Origin of the sequence: Enterobacter sp. BNK-8, from assembly GCF_048685095.1 — a bacterium.
Lineage (GTDB): Bacteria > Pseudomonadota > Gammaproteobacteria > Enterobacterales > Enterobacteriaceae > Enterobacter > Enterobacter quasiroggenkampii.
In genome coordinates, this window is record NZ_JBLQTN010000001.1 from 2,814,952 (window position 1) to 2,833,399 (window position 18,448).

Genomic DNA, 18,448 nt, shown 5'->3' on the forward strand with positions numbered 1-18,448 from the left:
GTTAAAAAAATGGCGGTAAGCACGCTGCACTCGAAGGCGATATTAAATGCTCTTCAGGCGGAAAGCATTCGCATCGCTTTCTAACTTTGATATGAAAAGTTATTTTCAGAATTAATAAATGAAATGATAAATATTAAAAATATAAGACGCTGGCAATATTCCCGACACTGATAAACATCATGCAATTGGGCTACACAAAACCGTCCACTTTTGTTACATTTTTTTTCAAACATACCCTGCGTTGATACTTAAAATGGACTGTCTGCTTCGCTTTGCACGACCCGCAGACGAAAAGTATCTGTAACGATATCACTGGAGAAAAAATGGCTAAGCGTAAACTGCTGCTTCTGGGTGTATTACTGTCTCTGGCGGGATCTGCATTCTCTGCCCCGCAAACGGCCGCTGCACCCTCCGGCATCAAGGCCTATGAAGAACAAGAGTTCATCGCTGACTTCACGAAATTCAAGATTGGCGACACGGCGCCGGCGCAGTATCAAACGCCGGAGTACACCATCAAACAGTACCAGTTGCGTAACCTGCCGGCGCCGGATGCCGGAACCCACTGGACCTACATGGGCGAGAATTACGTGCTGATTGGCGATGCGGATGGCAAAATCTACAAAGCCTATAATGGAGATATTTTCTATCACCGCTAATACCATCCTGATCCGCCCCTGGCAGGAAAGCGATCGCCCTTTCCTGCGCACGCTCTTCCTCCACGCCCGGCGTGAAGCCTGGCCATGGCTGGACAGTTCAGACTGGCAGCTTGAAGACTTTGACGCGGCCACCCGTGACGAAGTGATTTGGGTTGCCACGCAGAACGGCCATCGACTGGGTTTTGCTTCCGTCTGGACGAACGATAATTTTCTGCACAACCTCTTTGTTGACCCGCAGTATCAAAGCCACGGCGTCGGGAAAATGCTCCTGGAACAGGTGCAGAAGACGTTTACCAGTACGGGTTCGCTTAAGTGTCTGGTGAAGAATGCGCGGGCTGTCGCGTTTTACCAGCGGCACGGCTGGCACATTGAGACGACGGGGGATTCTCCGGAGGGAGAGTATTATTTGATGCACTATCGGTTGGGTTAAAGTCGGGTGGCGGCTTCGCCTTACCCGACCTAGGTGATAGTGCCAGTTGTAGGCCGGGTAAGCGAAGCGCCACCCGGCAATTCAACGCGAAGGCGTTACACCGCGCGAAACGCGATTTCGCCCGGGATCACTTCGCCCTGCCAGTAAAGCTGCGCCGCAACGCGACCCGCCAGCTGACGATACATGTCTGCAAATTCGCTGTCCGGACGGCTGACCACCGTCGGCTTGCCGCTATCCAGATCTTCGCGCAGGGTAATGTGCAGCGGCATCTGTCCCAGCAGTTGGGTGTGATACTTCGCGGCCAGTTTTTCTGCGCCCCCCGTACCGAAGATAGGTTCGTGGTGACCGCAGTTGCTGCAGATGTGCATGCTCATGTTCTCCACGATACCGAGCACCGGCACTTCCACCTTCTCGAACATCACGATGCCTTTTTTGGCGTCGATCAGCGCGATATCCTGCGGCGTGGTCACCACAACGGCTCCCGTCACCGGAATGTTTTGCGCCAGCGTGAGCTGTATATCACCGGTGCCCGGCGGCATGTCCAGAACCAGATAATCCAGATCCGGCCACATCGTCTCCTGCAGCATCTGCAGCAGCGCTTTGCTGGCCATCGGGCCGCGCCAGACCATGGCGTTATCGTCAGTCACCAGGTAACCGATGGAGTTGGTCGCCAGACCGTGCGCCATGATCGGTGCCATGTGGGTGCCGTCCGGTGAGGTTGGACGCTGGTTTTCCGCGCCCAGCATATTTGGAATAGACGGACCGTAGATGTCGGCATCCAGAATACCGACCTTTGCCCCTTCCGCTGCCAGCGCCAGCGCCAGGTTTACGGCGGTAGAAGATTTCCCCACCCCGCCCTTGCCCGAGCTGACGGCAATGATGTTTTTCACGCCGTTCACGCCAGGCTGGTTTTTCACGCGTTTCAGCGTGGCAATACTGTGGCTCAGCTTCCAGTCGATCGCCTTCGCGCCGGTCATGCGCAGCAGCTCAGAGCTGGTCTGCTCTTTCAGCGCGTCAAAGGCGCTGGTCCAGACGAACGGCATCTGCAGCTCAATGTGCAGCGTATCGTCCAACCAGGCAACGTGGTGTAACGCTTTCAGCGTAGTGAGATTATGCTTCAGGGTTGGATGCTGAAAGTTAGCCAGCGTCCCGGCGACCATTGCGCGTAAGGCTTCCGGTGATTTGGCCTGGGATTGAGAACTCATCCCGACTCCTTTGTTCTTGTGAATAAGACCTTAGATGAACAAGTTTACCTGAAAGGCCGTGGTTTGTGCTTACTTAATAATGCCCCTTTTGGTAATATCAAAAACCCTTTTCACAGTTAAAAGAAGTAATGCCTACTATGACTCAAGTCGCGAAGAAAATTCTGGTAACGTGCGCACTGCCGTACGCCAACGGCTCAATCCACCTCGGCCACATGCTGGAGCATATCCAGGCTGATGTCTGGGTCCGTTACCAGCGAATGCGCGGCCACGAGGTTAACTTCATCTGTGCGGACGATGCCCACGGCACGCCGATCATGCTGAAAGCGCAGCAGCTGGGGATCTCCCCGGAGCAGATGATTGCCGAAATGAGTCAGGAGCATCAGACCGATTTTGCTGGCTTTGACATCAGCTATGACAACTATCACTCCACGCACAGCGACGAAAACCGCGAGCTGTCGGAGCTGATCTACACCCGTCTGAAAGAGAACGGTTTTATTAAAAACCGCACCATCTCTCAGCTGTACGATCCGGAAAAAGGCATGTTCCTGCCGGACCGCTTCGTCAAAGGCACCTGTCCGAAATGTAAATCCCCGGATCAGTACGGCGATAACTGCGAAGTGTGCGGCGCAACCTACAGCCCGACCGAGCTTATCGAGCCGAAATCCGTGGTTTCCGGCGCCACGCCTGTGATGCGTGACTCCGAGCACTTCTTCTTCGACCTGCCGTCCTTCAGCGAAATGCTGCAGGCGTGGACCCGCAGCGGCGCGCTGCAGGAGCAGGTGGCGAACAAGATGCAGGAGTGGTTCGAATCCGGCCTGCAGCAGTGGGATATCTCCCGCGATGCGCCGTACTTCGGCTTCGAAATCCCGAACGCACCGGGCAAATACTTCTACGTCTGGCTGGACGCGCCAATCGGCTACATGGGCTCCTTTAAGAACCTGTGCGACAAGCGTGGCGACACCGTAAGCTTCGACGAATACTGGAAGAAAGATTCCACGGCAGAGCTGTACCACTTCATCGGTAAAGACATTGTTTACTTCCACAGCCTGTTCTGGCCGGCCATGCTGGAAGGCAGCAACTTCCGCAAGCCAACCAACCTGTTTGTTCACGGCTACGTGACGGTGAACGGCGCCAAGATGTCCAAGTCCCGCGGGACGTTCATCAAGGCCAGCACCTGGCTGAACCACTTCGACGCGGACAGCCTGCGCTACTACTACACCGCGAAGCTCTCTTCCCGCATCGACGATATCGACCTGAACCTGGAAGATTTCGTGCAGCGCGTGAACGCGGACATCGTCAACAAGGTGGTGAACCTGGCGTCACGTAACGCGGGCTTCATCGCCAAGCGTTTTGATGGCGTGCTTTCTGCCGAACTGGCCGATCCTGAGCTGTATAAAACCTTCACCGATGCCGCCGCTGCGGTTGGCGAAGCCTGGGAAAGCCGTGAATTCGGTAAAGCGATTCGCGAAATCATGGCGCTGGCCGATGTTGCCAACCGCTATGTGGACGAGCAGGCCCCGTGGGTGGTCGCGAAACAGGAAGGCCGTGACGCCGACCTGCAGGCGATCTGCACCATGGGTCTGAACATGTTCCGCGTGCTGATGACCTGGCTGAAGCCGGTTCTGCCACAGCTGGCAGCCCGTGCTGAAGCGTTCCTGAACACCGAACTGACCTGGGATGCTATCCAGCAGCCGCTGCTCGGCCACAAGGTCAACACCTTCAAAGCGCTGTACAACCGCATCGAGATGAAGCAGGTTGAAGCCCTGGTGGAAGCCTCTAAAGAAGAGGTGAAGGCAGCAGCGGCACCGGTCACCGGCCCGCTGGCAGACGACCCGATTCAGGAAACCATTACCTTTGATGATTTCGCCAAAGTCGACCTGCGCGTGGCGCTGATCGAAAACGCGGAGTTCGTGGAAGGCTCTGACAAGCTGCTGCGCCTGACGCTGGATCTGGGCGGCGAGAAGCGTAACGTCTTCTCCGGGATCCGCTCTGCTTACCCTGATCCGCAGGAGCTGATCGGCCGTCAGACCGTGATGGTGGCGAACCTGGCGCCGCGTAAAATGCGCTTCGGCATCTCTGAGGGGATGGTGATGGCTGCAGGCCCTGGCGGGAAAGATATCTTCCTGTTAAGCCCTGACGAAGGCGCGAAGCCGGGTCAGCAGGTGAAATAACAAAAAAGCCGGAGATTATCTCCGGCTTTTTTTTGCCCGGCGGCGCTACGCTTGCACGGGCCTACGGGTTTTGTAGGCCGGGTAAGGCGAAGCCGCCACCCGGCTAAACATCACGCCTTCGGGTGATGCACCCGGTGGGTCAGCCCGCGCAGGAAATTACGCAGAAACTGGTCGCCGCATTCGCGGTAGTTTTTATGATCCGGCGCGCGCATCATGGCGGTCACTTCCGGCACGGATACGCGAAATTTTTGCTCGGTCATGATCGCCACGATATCGTCCGTTTTCAGCGAGAACGCGATACGCAGCTTTTTCAGCACCGTGTTGTTGTTCACCCGACGCTCCAGCGCCAGCTCTGGTGCGGCCGGATCTTTGCCACGCTTATCGTAAATCAGGCCGTTCAGGAAACCCGACAGAATGATGTCAGGGCAGCGGACAAAGCCCTCTTCGTCTTCTTTGGTCATCCACGTGTCAAAACTCGCAGACGTGGATTCCATATCGGACAGCGCAAGAATGCGCACCATGTCGTTATTGTTCGCTTTCAGGGTGTAGCGCAGGCTACGGAGAATATCGTTACTTAGCATAGAGCCTTCGAATGTCGATGATGCAATGGCGCGCAGTGTACCAGCTTTACAGCCCAATCGCCTCTTTCAAACTCTTCAGGTAGCGACGGCTGACGGGTACCGTTTGTCCGGCACGCAGCACCAGCTCGGCCTGGCCGTTATCTTCCAGGCGGATCTCCTTCAGATGCGCCATATTCACCAGGTACTGACGGTGACAGCGAATCAGCGGCGTGCGGCTCTCCAGCGTGCGCAGGGTCAGCTCGGTAAACCCTTCGTTCCCTTCCGCGCTGGTGACAAACACCCCGCTCAGACGGCTGCTGACAAAGGCCACATCATCCATCTGCAGAAGATAAATCCGGCTGTGCCCGGTGCAGGGGATAAACTTCAGCGGCTGCTGGTTTTCCGGCAGCAGCGTGACGTCCTGGACCGTGCGCTCCTGGCGTAAACGGATGAGCGTTTTTTCAAGACGCTTCTCTTCAATCGGCTTGAGCAGATAGTCAAACGCGTGCTCCTCAAAAGCCTTAACGGCATATTCATCAAACGCCGTCAGAAAGACGATGTAGGGACGATGTTCCGGATCGAGCATGCCGACCATCTCCAGCCCGCTGATGCGGGGCATCTGAATATCGAGGAACAGCACGTCCGGACGCAGTTTGTGCACCGCGCCGATGGCCTCAATGGCGTTCGCGCACTCTCCCACAATCTCAATATCCGGCTGCTCCTGCAGCAGAACGCGCAGGTTTTCCCGTGCCAGCGGCTCGTCATCCACAATCAGCACTCTTAACATGCGTTTTCCTCCAGCGGCAGTCGTACGGTAATACGGGTAAATCGGTCGGGCTCGCAGGCGACGGTAATGCCACAGTCATCGCCAAAATGGGCACGCAGGCGTTTATCCACCAGGCTCATCCCTAAACCGCCGGAGGCGGAAGGCTGATAAAGCCCGGCATTATCTTCAATATCCAGCACCAGGTGATGGTTGAATCGGCTGGCGGCAATGGTTATCTCCCCCGTTCCCAGCAGCTGTGACGTACCGTGTTTGATTGCGTTTTCCACAATCGGCTGCAGGGTAAAGGCCGGAAGATGCTGATACGCGAGCTCATCCGGTACGGAGAGCGACACCTGCAAACGAGACTGGAAACGCGCCTGTTCAATCTGCAGATAGGCATTCACGTGCTCAATCTCATCGGCGAGGGTGACGATCTCAGACGGACGTTTCAGATTTTTACGGAAAAAGGTCGACAGAAACTGCACCAGTTGGGCGGCCTGATCGCTGTCGCGGCGGATCACCGCCTTAAGCGTATTGAGGGCGTTGAACAGGAAATGCGGATTGACCTGGGCATGCAGCAGTTTGATCTCAGACTGCGTCAGCAGGGCTTTCTGCCGCTCATACTGTCCGGCGAGGATTTGCGCGGACAGCAGCTGGGCGATCCCCTCCCCCAGCGTGCGGTTGATCGAGCTGAACAGACGGTTTTTCGCCTCATACAGCTTGATGGTGCCCATCACCCGCTGATTCTCGCCGCGCAGCGGAATCACCAGCGTGGAGCCCAGCTTGCACTGCGGATGCAGCGAACAGCGGTAAGGCACTTCGTTTCCGTCGGCATACACCACCTCGCCGGTTTCAATGGCGCGCAGCGTATAGGCTGAGGAGATGGGTTTACCCGGCAGATGGTGATCGTCCCCGGTGCCGGTAAAGGCCAGCAGCCGCTCGCGGTCGGTGATGGCCACCGCGCCGATATCCAGCTCCTTGTAGAGCACCTGCGCCACCTTCATGCTGTTCTCTTCGTTAAACCCCTGGCGCAGGATCCCTTCGGTCGAGGCGGCAACCTTCAGCGCCGTGGCGGAAAAGGCCGAGGTGTACTTCTCAAACATGGCGCGCTTGTCGAGCAGAATGCGCATAAACAGCGCCGCGCCCACGGTGTTGGTCACCATCATCGGAGCGGCAATGCTGCTGACCAGGTGCAACGCATCCTCAAACGGACGGGCAATCAGCAGGATGATCGCCATCTGCGCCATTTCGGCCACAAAGGTGATGGCTCCGGCGGTGAGCGGGCTGAAGACTTTATCCGGGCGGCCGCGTTTAATCATGTAGCTGTGAACCAGGCCGCCAAGCAGACCTTCCACAATCGTGGAGATCATACAGCTCAGGGCCGTCATCCCGCCCATGGAATAGCGATGCAGCCCCCCGGTTAAACCGACAAGGCCACCGACGACGGGACCGCCCAGCAGCCCGCCCATCACCGCGCCAATCGCGCGCGTGTTGGCAATAGAGTCTTCGATATGGAGACCAAAATAAGTCCCCATGATGCAGAAAATAGAGAAGGTGACGTAACAGAGCAGCTTATGCGGCAGACGTACGGTGACCTGCATCAGCGGAATAAACAGGCGCGTTTTACTCATCAGCCAGGCAATGACAAGAAACACGCACATCTGCTGAAGCAACAGCAGCACCAGATTAAACTCGTACATACTCAAAACCGCACACGCTAAAAACGCGTAACATACACGGATGCGGCTTAACTTTCTTTGAAGCATCCCATAAAAGCGCAAAATCGTGTCCGTTATCACACCTTTTTCTGAATATCGCGCATGCTTCGCATTGTTTGTTCAAAAATCAATCAATCCTTCCTGGTTCGGAAAAGTGGGTCTACAGTTAAGCTGGGGACGCGTAAGCCAGGGGGCGAATATGGCGCTTTACACGATAGGTGAAGTGGCACTCCTTTGTGATATCAATCCCGTTACCCTACGGGCGTGGCAGCGACGGTATGGATTACTCAAACCGCAGAGAACGGACGGTGGTCATCGCCTTTTCAATGAGGCCGATATCGACCGCATCCGCGAGATTAAGAGCTGGATCGACAACGGCGTGCAGGTCGGCAAAGTGAAGTCCCTTCTGAGCCACGACGACCCGGATACGCTGCATCTCTGGCGCGAACAACAGGAAACCCTGCTGCGGCTCCTGCAGGCGGGCAACCTGCAGCGCCTGCGCGCGTGGATAAAAGAGCAGGGCCGCGATTACCCGGCACAGACGCTGATCTCCCATCTTTTCATTCCGCTCCGTCGACGCCTGCAGTGCCAGCAGTCTACCCTGCAGGCGCTGCTCAGCATGCTCGACGGGGTGCTGATCAACTACATTGCCGTCTGCCTTGCCTCGGCGAAGAACAAAGCCGGCAAAGATGCCCTGGTGGTGGGCTGGAACGTGCACGATACCACCCGCCTGTGGCTGGAAGCGTGGATTGCCACCCAGAAGGGCTGGCGCGTGGATGTCCTGGCGCACTCGCTGGCGCAGCTCAGACCTGAGTTTTTCGACGGCCAGACCCTGCTGGTCTGGTGTGGTGAAGTGCCGTCCGCCACGCAGCAACAGCTGCTGACGGAATGGCGTGAGAATGGTTACCCGGTTTATTCCCTTGGCCCGGATGAGCCATAACGGCATTTAATGGTTCATTAACAGCTGCGCTTCACCGTATAATTGTTCCGTTAACAACAGGAGCACATGATGAAGGCAACCAAACTGGCCATTATTACCCTTTTTGTCCTGATGGCCGTAAGCGGCATCGGCGGCGTAATGCTGGCAGGGTACTCGTTTATTGTTCGCGGCGGTGTCGGCTGAGGTACAGCGCCAGCCGCTCAAAAGCGCGATCGACGACGATTGCTGCCAGCGCGACCAGCACCGCTCCCTGCACAATATAAGCCGTATTAAACCCGCTTAAGCCGATAATGATCGGCGTTCCCAGCGTATTAGCACCGACCGTCGACGCAATGGTCGCCGTCCCGATGTTAATGATGACCGACGTGCGGATCCCGGCAATGATAACCGGTGCCGCAAGCGGCAGTTCAACCTTACGCAGCCGCTGGCCGCGACTCATCCCCACCCCTTCCGCCACGCTCAGCACGGACGCAGGTACCGCCGCGATGCCCGCCAGCGTGCCCTGCAGAACCGGTAATACGCCGTATAATATCAGCGCAATGATCGCAGGCTGTTGGCCAAAGCCCATCACCGGAACCGCTATCGCCAGCACCGCTACGGGCGGAAACGTCTGTCCGATGGCCGCAATCGTCTCCACCAGCGGACGAAACTCCCGGCCCGCCGGCCGCGTGACCGCGATGCCCGCCCCCACGCCCAGCACAACCGCGATGGCGCTTGAGAGCGCCACCAGCCAGAGATGCGCCAGGGCGAGATTAATGAAGCTCTCCTGCTGATACACCGGCCGCGGCAGTCCGGGAAAGAGGCTGTTAAACAGCGCCGCGCTGTGGGGCATCAGAAACAGTAAAGCGACAAAGAGCGCTACCAGCCAGAGGAGCGGATCACGCAGTGCCTTCACGCGTCACCTCCCCGGCCAGCAGATCGCGAAAATGTAAGGTTCCGCACGGCGCGCCCCGGGCATCCGCAACGGGCAATACCTCGCACTGGCGCGCGACAAACGCGGAGAGCGCATCCCGCAGGCTCATCTGCGCCTGCAGCGGTTCGCCGCTCACCGGCACCGCCTCCCGGCGCATATAGTCGCTGACCGTTCGCAGGGAGAGCAGCCTGACGCCCAATTCGCTGCGGCCAAAAAACTCGCGCACAAAGTCGTTCTTCGGCCAGGTTAATAGCTCAAGCGGCGAGCCCTGCTGCACCACTTCGCCATGATCCATCAGCACCAGATGGTCAGCCAGGCGCAGGGCTTCATCAATATCGTGCGTCACGAGTACGATCGTGCGTCCGAGAATGCGGTGAATACGGGTCATCTCCGCCTGCAGCGCCCCGCGCGTAACCGGATCCAGCGCGCCAAAGGGTTCGTCCATCAGCAACACCTGCGGGTTGGCCGCCAGCGCGCGCGCCACGCCCACGCGCTGCTGCTGCCCGCCGGAAAGCTGGTGCGGATAGCGATCGCGCAGCGCGGGCTCTAACCCCAGCAGAGACATCAGCTCATCAACACGATCGGCGATTTTCGCCCGCGACCATTTTTCCAGCTGCAGCACGGTGGCGATGTTCTGCGCCACCGTCCAGTGCGGAAACAGGCCGATAGACTGTATGGCATAGCCCATCCGACGGCGCAGCTCCAGCACCGGCAGGCTGCGGATCTCTTCCCCGGCAAAGCGAATCAGCCCGCTGTCATGCTCAACCAGCCGGTTGATCATCTTCAGCGTGGTGGACTTGCCCGACCCCGAGGTGCCTATCAGCACGGAAAACGCTCCCTCGGCAAAGTTCAGGTTCAGGTGGCTCGCCGCCGGGCGACCGGCAAAGGTTTTACTGACATCATGAAATTCAATCATTGGCTCTTCTCCCGAGTAGCGCGAGCCATAAGGCAAACAGTGCGTCGACGACCACCGCCAGCGCAATCGTGGGCACCACGCCCAATAACACCAGATCCAGAGCACTGCTCAGCAGCCCCTGGAACACCAGTGCGCCAAAACCCCCCGCGCCAATCAGCGCCGCAATCACCGCCATGCCGACGGTCTGGACCGCCACCACCCGCAGGCTACGCAGCAGCAGGGGCAGCGCCAGCGGGAGCTGAATTTTCCAGAAACACTGCCGCGCGCTCATTCCCATCGCATGGGCGCTTTCCAGCACGTCAGGTGCGACCTGGCCTAAACCTGCGACCACGCCGCGCACCAGCGGCAGCAGGGCATACAGCACCAGCGCGATAAGGGCGGGCGTTAGCCCCGTCCCGGCAACACCGAGCGTTCCGAGCACCGGGAATGACTTCACCAGCCCGGCCAGCGGCGCAATCAGCAGGCCAAACAGCGCAACGGAAGGAATGGTCTGGATAACGTTGAGCACGGCAAAAATCCCGCCCTGGCGTGAAGGATGGCGATAGCACCACATGCCAAGAGGGATCCCAATCAGGAGCGCCGGAACGAGCGTACCGAAGAGGATCGTCAGGTGCTGCGCGAGGGCATCATCAAACACCTCCTGACGGTTGGCGTACTCTTTTAACAGCGAGAGGTTGTTCAGTTCCCCGCTGAACAGCAGGAGTAAAGGAATACACCATATCTGCGCATTGAGCACCCAGCGCCAGACGGCGCTGGCGATGAGTCGACGAATGGCATCGCTGCAGGCCAGCAGACAGAGCGCCAGCCACAGCCACAGGCCGCTGCCGATAGTGGTTCTCGCCAGCGGACTTTCCGCCGAGGCCATATGCGTCGCCGCCAGCCCGGCGCTCCAGAACAGGAGGATAAACAGCCCTTCAGAGAGGAACAGCGTCAGCCACTGCGCCGGGCGTCCCTGCCAGAGCGACAGGATCACCCACGCGCCCAGCGACGCCACAAGCCACCCCGGCGTAAACGACCAGACCTGCCAGAGTGCTTTGCCCTCCCCCGACATCAGGCGGTTTGGGGCAACGTTGACAAACGGTAACGCGACTGCTGCGATGGCCACACAGGCCAGCAGCAGCAGGACGCGGTTATGACATTTTATTGGCACAGCCTTTTCCCGTTACTTCACAAGCCCTTGTTGCTTCAGGAAGTCGGCGGCCACTTTTTTGGCATCCAGCCCCTCGACGGCAATGCTGGCATTCAGCTGCTGCAGCGTTTTTTCATCCAGCTTTTCGAAGACCGGTTTGAGCCATTCTGCAATGTCCGGGTACGCTTTCAGCACCGCCTCACGCACCACCGGGGTCGGCGCGTAAATTGGCTGTACGCCTTTTGGATCGGTCAGGGTTTGCAGGCCAAGCGCCGCCACCGGGCCGTCTGTGCCGTAGGCCATTGCCGCGTTAACGCCGGAGGTTTGCTGTGCCGCCGCTTTGATGGTCACCGCGGTATCTCCGCCCGCCAGCGAGAGCAGCTGAGCCTGGTCGAGCTTGAAGTCGTACGCTTTTTCGAAAGCCGGGAGCGCATCAGGACGCTCGATAAACTCCGCGGACGCCGCCAGCTTAAAGTCGCCCTTCTCTTTCAGGTAGCGGCTGAGATCCGCCAGGGTAGTCAGCTTCCCTTTCTCCGCCACGTCCTTGCGCACGGCGATAGTCCAGGTATTGTTGGCCGGCGCCGGGGTCAGCCAGACCAGTTTGTTCTGTTCCGCGTCGAGTTTTTTGACTTTCTCATACCCGGCTTTGGCGTTTTTCCATGCCGGATCGTTTTCATCTTTGAAGAAGAATGCGCCGTTGCCGGTGTATTCCGGGTAGATATCCAGCTCGCCGGAGGTAATTGCGCCGCGCACAACAGGCGTAGTGCCGAGCTGGACTTTATTGACCGTTTTCACGCCGTGACTTTCCAGCACCTGCAAAATAATATTGCCGAGCAGCGCGCCTTCGGTATCGATCTTTGAGCCCACCTTTACCGGCTCCGCCGCCTGTAACGGCAGGCTCAGCGCCGCCAGTAACACCGCAGATCCCAATATCCCCTTTGCAATCGTCATTCCGCTATCCTCATTTTTTTGCTGCCTTTTTCAGAGGCTTGAGAGAAAAGCGTAGCTTAAAACGGCGGAATTAACCGTCAAAATGCCTTTTTAGCATAAGATAAGACGCCTCCCCCGCAGGACGGGGGGAGGCAAAGGAGGGAAAGGTTACAGCAGCTCGAACTCGCCTTTATTCACGCGGGCGGAGTCCACGCCGATAAAGACGTTAAATTTGCCCGGTTCCGCATCATATTTCATCTGCTGGTTCCAGAACTTCAGCGCATCCACGTCGATCGGGAAGCTGATGGTTTTGGTTTCCCCCGGCTTCAGGTTGACCTTCTCAAAACCGCGCAGCTGTTTCACCGGACGGCTCATCGACGCGGTGACATCCTGAACGTACATCTGAATCACCGTTGCCCCTTCGCGCTTGCCGGTGTTGGTCACCTCAACGCTGGCGGTGACGTTGCCGTCACGCTTCAGGCTCGGTGACGACATTTTGACGTCAGAAACCTTGAAGGTGGTGTAGCTCAGGCCGTAACCAAACGGATACAGCGGGCCGTTAGCTTCGTCAAAGTAACGAGACGTGTATTTGTTCGGCTTGTCGGCGTTGTACGGGCGACCGGTGTTCAGGTGGCTGTAATAGACCGGGATCTGCCCGACGGAGCGCGGGAAGGACATCGGCAGCTTGCCCGACGGGTTGTAATCGCCAAACAGCACGTCGGCGATGGCGTTACCGCCTTCGGTACCGGCGAACCAGGTTTCCAGGATGGCGTCAGCCTGCTGGTCTTCTTTCACCAGCGCCAGCGGACGACCGTTCATCAGCACCAGCACCAGCGGCTTGCCGGTGGCTTTCAGGGCGGCGATCAGATCGCGCTGGCTCTGCGGAATGGTGATATCGGTCCGGCTGGAGGCTTCGTGCGCCATACCCTGCGCTTCCCCCACGACCGCGACAACGACGTCAGACTGCTTCGCGGCGTTCACCGCCTCGTCAATCATCTCCTTCGGCGTGCGCGGATCGACCTTGACCGCTTCCTCGTACTGGTTGAGGAAGGTCACGATGTCTTTATCGTTGGTGACGTTCGCTCCTTTGGCGTAAACCACTTTGGCGTTTTCACCGACGGCACTCTTGATACCGGTCAGCACGGTCACGGACTGGTCAGCCACGCCCGCGGCAGACCAGCTGCCCATCACGTCGCGCTTGCTGTCGGCCAGCGGCCCCACCACGGCAATGGTGCCGGATTTTTTCAGCGGCAGCGTGTCGAGGCGGTTTTTCAGCAGCACCAGGCTTTCGCGCGCCACGTCACGCGCTTCTTTGCGGTGCAGGCGGCTTTCAGCATTGGTATCTGCCGGGTCAGACTCTTTCGGACCCAGGTGGCTGTACGGATCGTTAAACAGCCCCATGTCGTATTTGACGTTCAGCACGTGACGGGTGGCATCGTCCAGCTCCGCCATCGTCACCTTGCCGCTCTTCACCAGCCCCGGCAGGTATTTGCTGTAATACTCGTCGCTCATGCTCATGTTGATGCCGGACTTGAGCGCGACGCGCACCGCGTCTTCCGGGTCGGAAGCGGTACCGTGTTTGATCAGCTCTTTAATCGCGCCGTGGTCGGAAACGGTGATGCCTTTAAAGCCCCACTGGTCGCGCAGCACGTCTTTCAGCAGCCAGGAATCAGAGGTCGCAGGCGTGCCGTTCAGCGAGTTCAGCGCCACCATCACCGCGCCGCTGCCCGCATCCAGACCGGCCTTGTACGGCGGCATGTAGTCGTTGAACAGGCGCTGCGGGCTCATGTCGACGGTGTTGTACTCTTTACCGCCCTCCACCGCGCCGTAGGCCGCAAAGTGCTTGACGCTGGTCATCACCGAGTAGCGGTCCGCAGGGCTTTTGCCCTGCATCGCTTCCACCATGGTTTTACCCATCGTGGAGGTTAAATATGTATCTTCACCAAAGCCTTCCGAGCCGCGGCCCCAGCGCGGATCGCGCGAGACGTCCACCATAGGCGCCCAGGTCATGTTCAGGCCGTCGTCCGCCGCTTCATAAGCCGACACGCGACCGACGGTTTTCACCGCGTCGAGGTTAAAGGAGGAGGCTAAGCCGAGGCTGATGGGGAAGACGGTACGCTGGCCGTGCACCACGTCATAGGCAAAGAACAGCGGAATTTTCAGGCGGCTGAGATCCATCACCTGGTCCTGCATCTTGCGGATATCCTGGCGGGTGACGGTATTAAAGATGGCCCCTACCTGCCCGTCTTTGATCATCTCGCGGATGGCCTCTTTCGGGTTATCCGGGCCGACGCTGATCAGACGCAGCTGGCCGATTTTCTCATCGACCGTCATTTTCTTGAGCAATTCCGTGACAAACGCATCCCGCGCTTCAGGCGTGAGCGGGTGATTGCCAAACAAATCCTCTGCCAGCGCAGGTTGCAGCGCCAGGCTGACGGCGACACCTACAGAACATAGCCATTTCATGTCGTTTTACTCTCTCATCAATAACCGCCGGACGATCTCGGCCATACCGTGCGAAAAGCGCAGTGTGCCACAAACCCTCCGATCGTTGCAGGGTTATTCTCTGATTTTTCTCGTGAATACTCGACCGCTTAACAGTTAATCGCGCTATGCTTTACAGCGAGAAATTTGCCCCACCACAAGGAGTGGAAGATGTCTTCTGTTCGAACTGACGATAACAAAACATTTATTAACGAACTGTCGCGCCTGGTTGGCTCCTCTCACCTGCTTACCGACCCGGCTAAAACCGCCCGCTACCGCAAGGGCTTCCGCTCCGGTCAGGGCGAGGCGCTGGCGGTGGTTTTCCCCGGCACGCTGCTGGAGCTGTGGCGCGTCCTGAGCGCCTGCGTCGCCGCCGACAAGATTATTTTAATGCAGGCGGCCAACACCGGCCTGACCGAAGGCTCCACGCCGAACGGCAATGATTACGATCGTGACATCGTGATTATCAGTACCCTGCGCCTCGACAAGCTGCACCTGCTGGACAAGGGCGAGCAGGTGCTCGCGTTCCCCGGCACCACGCTTTACTCCCTCGAAAAAGCGCTTAAGCCGCTCGGCCGCGAACCGCACTCGGTGATCGGTTCCTCCTGCATTGGCGCCTCGGTGGTCGGCGGGATCTGCAATAACTCCGGCGGCTCGCTGGTACAGCGTGGCCCCGCCTACACCGAGATGTCGCTGTTTGCCCGTATTGACGAAAACGGCAAGCTGACGCTGGTGAACCATCTGGGAATCGATCTCGGCGTGACGCCGGAGCAGATCCTCAGCAAGCTCGACGACGATCGCGTGAAGGACGAAGACGTCCAGCACGACGGCCGCCATGCGCACGACCATGACTACGTGACCCGGGTGCGGGATATCAACGCTGACACCCCGGCGCGCTATAACGCCGACCCGGATCGCCTGTTTGAATCCTCCGGCTGCGCGGGCAAGCTGGCCGTTTTTGCGGTGCGTCTCGACACGTTCCCGGCAGAGAAAAAGCAGCAGGTATTTTACATCGGCACCAACCAGCCTGAGGTTCTGACAGAGATCCGTCGTCATATTCTGGGCGAATTCACTCATCTGCCGGTGGCGGGCGAGTACATGCACCGGGACATTTACGACATCGCCGAACGCTACGGCAAAGACACGTTCCTGATGATCGACAAGCTCGGCACCGACAAAATGCCGTTCTTCTTCACCATGAAGGGCCGTACCGACGCGATGCTGGAGAAAGTGTCGCTGTTCAAACCCCACTTCACCGACCGCTTTATGCAGAAGCTGGGCAACGTTTTCCCGGCGCATTTACCGGAGAGAATGAAAACCTGGCGCGACAAGTACGAACATCACCTGCTGCTGAAAATGGCCGGAGACGGGATCGCCGAAGCGCAGGCCTGGCTGACCGAGTTCTTCAAAACCGCCGAAGGGGATTTCTTTGCCTGTACGCCTGAAGAGGGCAGCAAAGCGTTCCTGCACCGCTTTGCTGCCGCTGGTGCCGCCATCCGATATCAGGCGGTGCATTCCGAAGAGGTGGAAGACATTCTGGCGCTGGATATCGCCCTGCGGCGTAACGACACCGAGTGGTTCGAGCACCTGCCGCCGGAAATCGACAGCAAGCTGGTGCATAAGCTCTATTACGGCCACTTTATGTGCTATGTCTTCCATCAGGATTACATCGTCAAAAAAGGGGTCGATGCACACGAACTGAAGGAGCAGATGCTCGCCCTTTTGCGTGAACGTGGCGCACAATATCCTGCGGAACACAACGTCGGACATCTTTATAAAGCCCCGGACGCACTTAAGCAGTTTTATCGCGAGAATGACCCTACAAACAGCATGAACCCCGGCATCGGTAAAACAACGCGGAAGAAATACTGGAAAGAGAGCGAAGACGCGGAGCAGCACATAACGCAAGCGTCTGATTAATTCCTACAGCCAAATTTGAGAGATTGTTAAGCGCTCCTTAATCGTAATAGAGTAACTGCTCATCGCCGGAGAAACGTTTCTCCGGCATTCGATAACGAGGAGCAGGCACATCATGTCGGCTATTGATGTTTTATCCGAGACCGAGCTGGAAGTGCGCGACGCCCTTCCCGATGATGTGCATGCCATTGCCGCGATCTATGCCTGGCATGTACTTCACGGGCGCGCGTCATTTGAAGAAGTCCCCCCGACCATTGACGAAATGCGCCAACGTATGAAAAGCGTGACTGAGAACGGTTTACCGTGGCTTATCGCGCTGTACCGCGGCATTGTGGTGGGCTACTGCTACGCCACCCCTTACCGACCGCGACACGCCTACCGCTATACCCTGGAAGAGTCGATTTACGTGGATGCCAGCATCACCGGGCGCGGTTTTGGCACGGCACTGATGGATGCGCTGATTGAACGCTGCGAGCAAGGGCCGTGGCGGCAGATGATTGCCGTAGTGGGAGATGGTAATAACAACGCCGGCTCGTTACGCCTGCATAAAAAACATGGCTTCGTGATTGTCGGTCAGTTGCGCAGCGTAGGCTATAAGAAAGGAGACTGGCGGGATACGGTGATTATGCAGCGCCCGCTCAACGACGGTGACTGGACGCTGCCGGAATAAACGCAGTGCGGTCTGGTGCCCTCACCCCGGCCCTCTCCCACAGGGAGAGGGAGAAAACATAAAAAACGGTAACATGCGTTACCGTTTTGCTTTTACCTAATCGTTCTGCGCCGTCGCCATCTGCTCGGCTTTCTGCTTTTTATACGTCAATGCCGCGGCCGGGACAGGCTGCACTTTTCCTGTTTCAATCCAGGTACGCAGGCGGCTCGCATCCGCGAAGTGCGTGTATTTGCCGAAGGCATCCATCACCACCAGCGCCACCGACTTACCGTTAAACACGGTGCGCATCACCAGACAGTGTCCAGCCGCGTTGGTAAAGCCGGTTTTGGTTAGCTGAATATTCCAGTTATCCCGGTAAACCAGATGGTTAGTATTGCGGAACGGCAGCGTATAGGCTGGGTTCGCAAAGGTCGCCATCTCTTCACGGGTGGTACTGAGCTGACCAATTAGCGGGTACTGTTTGCTGGCAATCAGCAGTTTCGTCAGATCGCGCGCCGTGGAGACGTTGTTGATCGACAGCCCCGTCGGTTCAACATAGTGCGTATTGTTCATCCCCAGCGCTTTGGCTTTGGCGTTCATCGCGCGGATAAAGGCGTCGTAGCCGCCAGGATAGTGGTGCGCCAGGCTCGCCGCCGCGCGGTTTTCAGACGACATCAGCGCCAGCAGCAGCATATTCTTACGGCTGATCTCACTGTTCAGGCGCACGCGGGAGTAGATCCCCCTCATCTCCGGCGTGTGGCTGATATCCACTTTCAGTTTTTCGTCCAGCGGCAGATGGGCATCAAGCACCACCATCGCGGTCATTAATTTGGTAATTGAGGCGATCGGTCGCACCAGATCCGGATGGCTGGCGTAAATCACCTTATTGGTGTTGAGATCGACAATCATCGCGCTGCCGGAAGCAATTTGCGGCTGAGCGGCGGTAGCAGTCACCGCGGGCGTTTTGGCGACGGCCGGCACGGCAGCGGACGCACCCAGCAACAGCGCCAGGCTAAGTAAAGAGACTCGGAATTTCAGCATGGTGAGACTTCTGATAATTATTC

The 18,448-nt window shown here is 57.8% G+C and carries 17 protein-coding genes; 7 read left to right on the forward strand and 10 right to left on the reverse strand.

What is annotated here, in order from left to right; all coding sequences use genetic code 11:
- The first annotated feature begins 323 nt into the window (after positions 1-323).
- Together ACMGGU_RS13670 and ACMGGU_RS13675 are read left to right on the forward strand one after the other, a co-directional pair.
- Complete coding sequence (locus ACMGGU_RS13670; protein WP_008500887.1) at positions 324-656, forward strand: RcnB family protein; 333 nt, start codon at positions 324-326, stop codon at positions 654-656.
- On the forward strand, positions 607-1,086 hold the full coding sequence (locus ACMGGU_RS13675; protein WP_353145810.1) for a GNAT family N-acetyltransferase: 480 nt from the start codon (positions 607-609) through the stop codon (positions 1,084-1,086). Before ACMGGU_RS13670 ends, ACMGGU_RS13675 begins: the two co-directional genes overlap by 50 nt.
- A 95-nt stretch (positions 1,087-1,181) precedes the next feature.
- On the opposite strand, the gene apbC is transcribed toward ACMGGU_RS13675, so the two are convergent.
- Positions 1,182-2,291: an iron-sulfur cluster carrier protein ApbC gene (gene apbC / locus ACMGGU_RS13680; RefSeq protein WP_395299437.1), complete on the reverse strand. Its 1,110-nt coding sequence runs from the start codon at positions 2,289-2,291 to the stop codon at positions 1,182-1,184.
- Between the two features lie 137 nt (positions 2,292-2,428).
- Between apbC and metG the strand changes: the two genes are divergently transcribed.
- Positions 2,429-4,462 (forward strand): methionine--tRNA ligase, encoded by a 2,034-nt coding sequence (metG, locus tag ACMGGU_RS13685; RefSeq protein WP_048224083.1) that lies wholly within the window; start codon positions 2,429-2,431, stop codon positions 4,460-4,462.
- Positions 4,463-4,572: 110 nt separating this feature from the next.
- Here the strand turns inward: metG and ACMGGU_RS13690 are convergent, their stop codons facing one another.
- From ACMGGU_RS13690 to ACMGGU_RS13700, 3 genes are read right to left on the reverse strand one after another with little or no spacing between them, the layout of a single operon-like run.
- Entirely contained in the window at positions 4,573-5,043 is a 471-nt protein-coding gene (locus ACMGGU_RS13690; RefSeq protein ID WP_008500891.1) for a DUF1456 family protein, read from the reverse strand.
- A gap of 46 nt (positions 5,044-5,089) precedes the next feature.
- Positions 5,090-5,809: a two-component system response regulator BtsR gene (btsR, locus tag ACMGGU_RS13695; protein WP_196365094.1), complete on the reverse strand. Its 720-nt coding sequence runs from the start codon at positions 5,807-5,809 to the stop codon at positions 5,090-5,092.
- The gene (locus ACMGGU_RS13700; protein WP_024908145.1) at positions 5,803-7,488 is read right to left on the reverse strand and encodes a sensor histidine kinase; all 1,686 of its coding nucleotides are present in this window, start codon (positions 7,486-7,488) and stop codon (positions 5,803-5,805) included. Before ACMGGU_RS13700 ends, btsR begins: the two co-directional genes overlap by 7 nt.
- 217 nt (positions 7,489-7,705) lie before the next feature.
- Between ACMGGU_RS13700 and mlrA the strand changes: the two genes are divergently transcribed.
- Both mlrA and ACMGGU_RS13710 read left to right on the forward strand, forming a co-directional pair.
- Positions 7,706-8,446 carry an HTH-type transcriptional regulator MlrA gene (mlrA, locus tag ACMGGU_RS13705; protein WP_045908660.1) on the forward strand — a complete coding sequence of 247 codons (741 nt, stop codon included), beginning with the start codon at positions 7,706-7,708 and terminating at the stop codon, positions 8,444-8,446.
- Positions 8,447-8,515: 69 nt separating this feature from the next.
- Positions 8,516-8,629, forward strand: coding sequence for a protein YohO (locus tag ACMGGU_RS13710; protein WP_008500895.1), 114 nt, complete (start codon positions 8,516-8,518; stop codon positions 8,627-8,629).
- Here ACMGGU_RS13710 and ACMGGU_RS13715 read toward each other — a convergent pair.
- From ACMGGU_RS13715 to bglX, 5 genes are all read right to left on the reverse strand, one after another.
- Positions 8,604-9,341 (reverse strand): ABC transporter permease, encoded by a 738-nt coding sequence (locus tag ACMGGU_RS13715; protein ID WP_048028250.1) that lies wholly within the window; start codon positions 9,339-9,341, stop codon positions 8,604-8,606. The genes ACMGGU_RS13710 and ACMGGU_RS13715 overlap by 26 nt on opposite strands.
- Complete coding sequence (locus tag ACMGGU_RS13720) at positions 9,325-10,275, reverse strand: ABC transporter ATP-binding protein (RefSeq protein ID WP_262811665.1); 951 nt, start codon at positions 10,273-10,275, stop codon at positions 9,325-9,327. The genes ACMGGU_RS13715 and ACMGGU_RS13720 overlap by 17 nt, the downstream gene beginning before the upstream one ends.
- Positions 10,268-11,425: an ABC transporter permease gene (locus ACMGGU_RS13725; RefSeq protein WP_196346830.1), complete on the reverse strand. Its 1,158-nt coding sequence runs from the start codon at positions 11,423-11,425 to the stop codon at positions 10,268-10,270. The genes ACMGGU_RS13720 and ACMGGU_RS13725 overlap by 8 nt, the downstream gene beginning before the upstream one ends.
- A 12-nt stretch (positions 11,426-11,437) precedes the next feature.
- On the reverse strand, positions 11,438-12,355 hold the full coding sequence (gene osmF / locus ACMGGU_RS13730) for a glycine betaine ABC transporter substrate-binding protein OsmF (RefSeq protein ID WP_420300652.1): 918 nt from the start codon (positions 12,353-12,355) through the stop codon (positions 11,438-11,440).
- Between the two features lie 147 nt (positions 12,356-12,502).
- Positions 12,503-14,800, reverse strand: coding sequence for a beta-glucosidase BglX (gene bglX / locus ACMGGU_RS13735; protein WP_048028242.1), 2,298 nt, complete (start codon positions 14,798-14,800; stop codon positions 12,503-12,505).
- 189 nt (positions 14,801-14,989) lie between these two features.
- Between bglX and dld the strand changes: the two genes are divergently transcribed.
- Together dld and ACMGGU_RS13745 are read left to right on the forward strand one after the other, a co-directional pair.
- Complete coding sequence (dld, locus tag ACMGGU_RS13740; RefSeq protein WP_048028241.1) at positions 14,990-16,738, forward strand: D-lactate dehydrogenase; 1,749 nt, start codon at positions 14,990-14,992, stop codon at positions 16,736-16,738.
- A 112-nt stretch (positions 16,739-16,850) separates the two neighbouring features.
- Positions 16,851-17,405, forward strand: coding sequence for a GNAT family N-acetyltransferase (locus tag ACMGGU_RS13745; protein WP_045908666.1), 555 nt, complete (start codon positions 16,851-16,853; stop codon positions 17,403-17,405).
- 96 nt (positions 17,406-17,501) lie between these two features.
- On the opposite strand, the gene pbpG is transcribed toward ACMGGU_RS13745, so the two are convergent.
- Positions 17,502-18,425: a D-alanyl-D-alanine endopeptidase gene (gene pbpG, locus ACMGGU_RS13750; protein WP_420300653.1), complete on the reverse strand. Its 924-nt coding sequence runs from the start codon at positions 18,423-18,425 to the stop codon at positions 17,502-17,504.
- Between the last annotated feature and the right edge of the window lie 23 nt (positions 18,426-18,448).

Excerpts from the sequence above, each read along its gene's own strand:
- dld (WP_048028241.1), top strand. The coding sequence starts at position 14,990 with ATGTCTTCTGTTCGAACTGACGATAACAAAACATTTATTAACGAACTG.
- ACMGGU_RS13670 (WP_008500887.1), top strand. The coding sequence starts at position 324 with ATGGCTAAGCGTAAACTGCTGCTTCTGGGTGTATTACTGTCTCTGGCG.
- btsR (WP_196365094.1), bottom strand. The coding sequence starts at position 5,809 with ATGTTAAGAGTGCTGATTGTGGATGACGAGCCGCTGGCACGGGAAAAC.
- apbC (WP_395299437.1), bottom strand. The coding sequence starts at position 2,291 with ATGAGTTCTCAATCCCAGGCCAAATCACCGGAAGCCTTACGCGCAATG.
- osmF (WP_420300652.1), bottom strand. The coding sequence starts at position 12,355 with ATGACGATTGCAAAGGGGATATTGGGATCTGCGGTGTTACTGGCGGCG.
- ACMGGU_RS13745 (WP_045908666.1), top strand. The coding sequence starts at position 16,851 with ATGTCGGCTATTGATGTTTTATCCGAGACCGAGCTGGAAGTGCGCGAC.
- ACMGGU_RS13700 (WP_024908145.1), bottom strand. The coding sequence starts at position 7,488 with ATGTACGAGTTTAATCTGGTGCTGCTGTTGCTTCAGCAGATGTGCGTG.
- metG (WP_048224083.1), top strand. The coding sequence starts at position 2,429 with ATGACTCAAGTCGCGAAGAAAATTCTGGTAACGTGCGCACTGCCGTAC.
- ACMGGU_RS13690 (WP_008500891.1), bottom strand. The coding sequence starts at position 5,043 with ATGCTAAGTAACGATATTCTCCGTAGCCTGCGCTACACCCTGAAAGCG.
- bglX (WP_048028242.1), bottom strand. The coding sequence starts at position 14,800 with ATGAAATGGCTATGTTCTGTAGGTGTCGCCGTCAGCCTGGCGCTGCAA.
- ACMGGU_RS13720 (WP_262811665.1), bottom strand. The coding sequence starts at position 10,275 with ATGATTGAATTTCATGATGTCAGTAAAACCTTTGCCGGTCGCCCGGCG.
- ACMGGU_RS13710 (WP_008500895.1), top strand. The coding sequence starts at position 8,516 with ATGAAGGCAACCAAACTGGCCATTATTACCCTTTTTGTCCTGATGGCC.
- ACMGGU_RS13675 (WP_353145810.1), top strand. The coding sequence starts at position 607 with ATGGCAAAATCTACAAAGCCTATAATGGAGATATTTTCTATCACCGCT.
- pbpG (WP_420300653.1), bottom strand. The coding sequence starts at position 18,425 with ATGCTGAAATTCCGAGTCTCTTTACTTAGCCTGGCGCTGTTGCTGGGT.
- mlrA (WP_045908660.1), top strand. The coding sequence starts at position 7,706 with ATGGCGCTTTACACGATAGGTGAAGTGGCACTCCTTTGTGATATCAAT.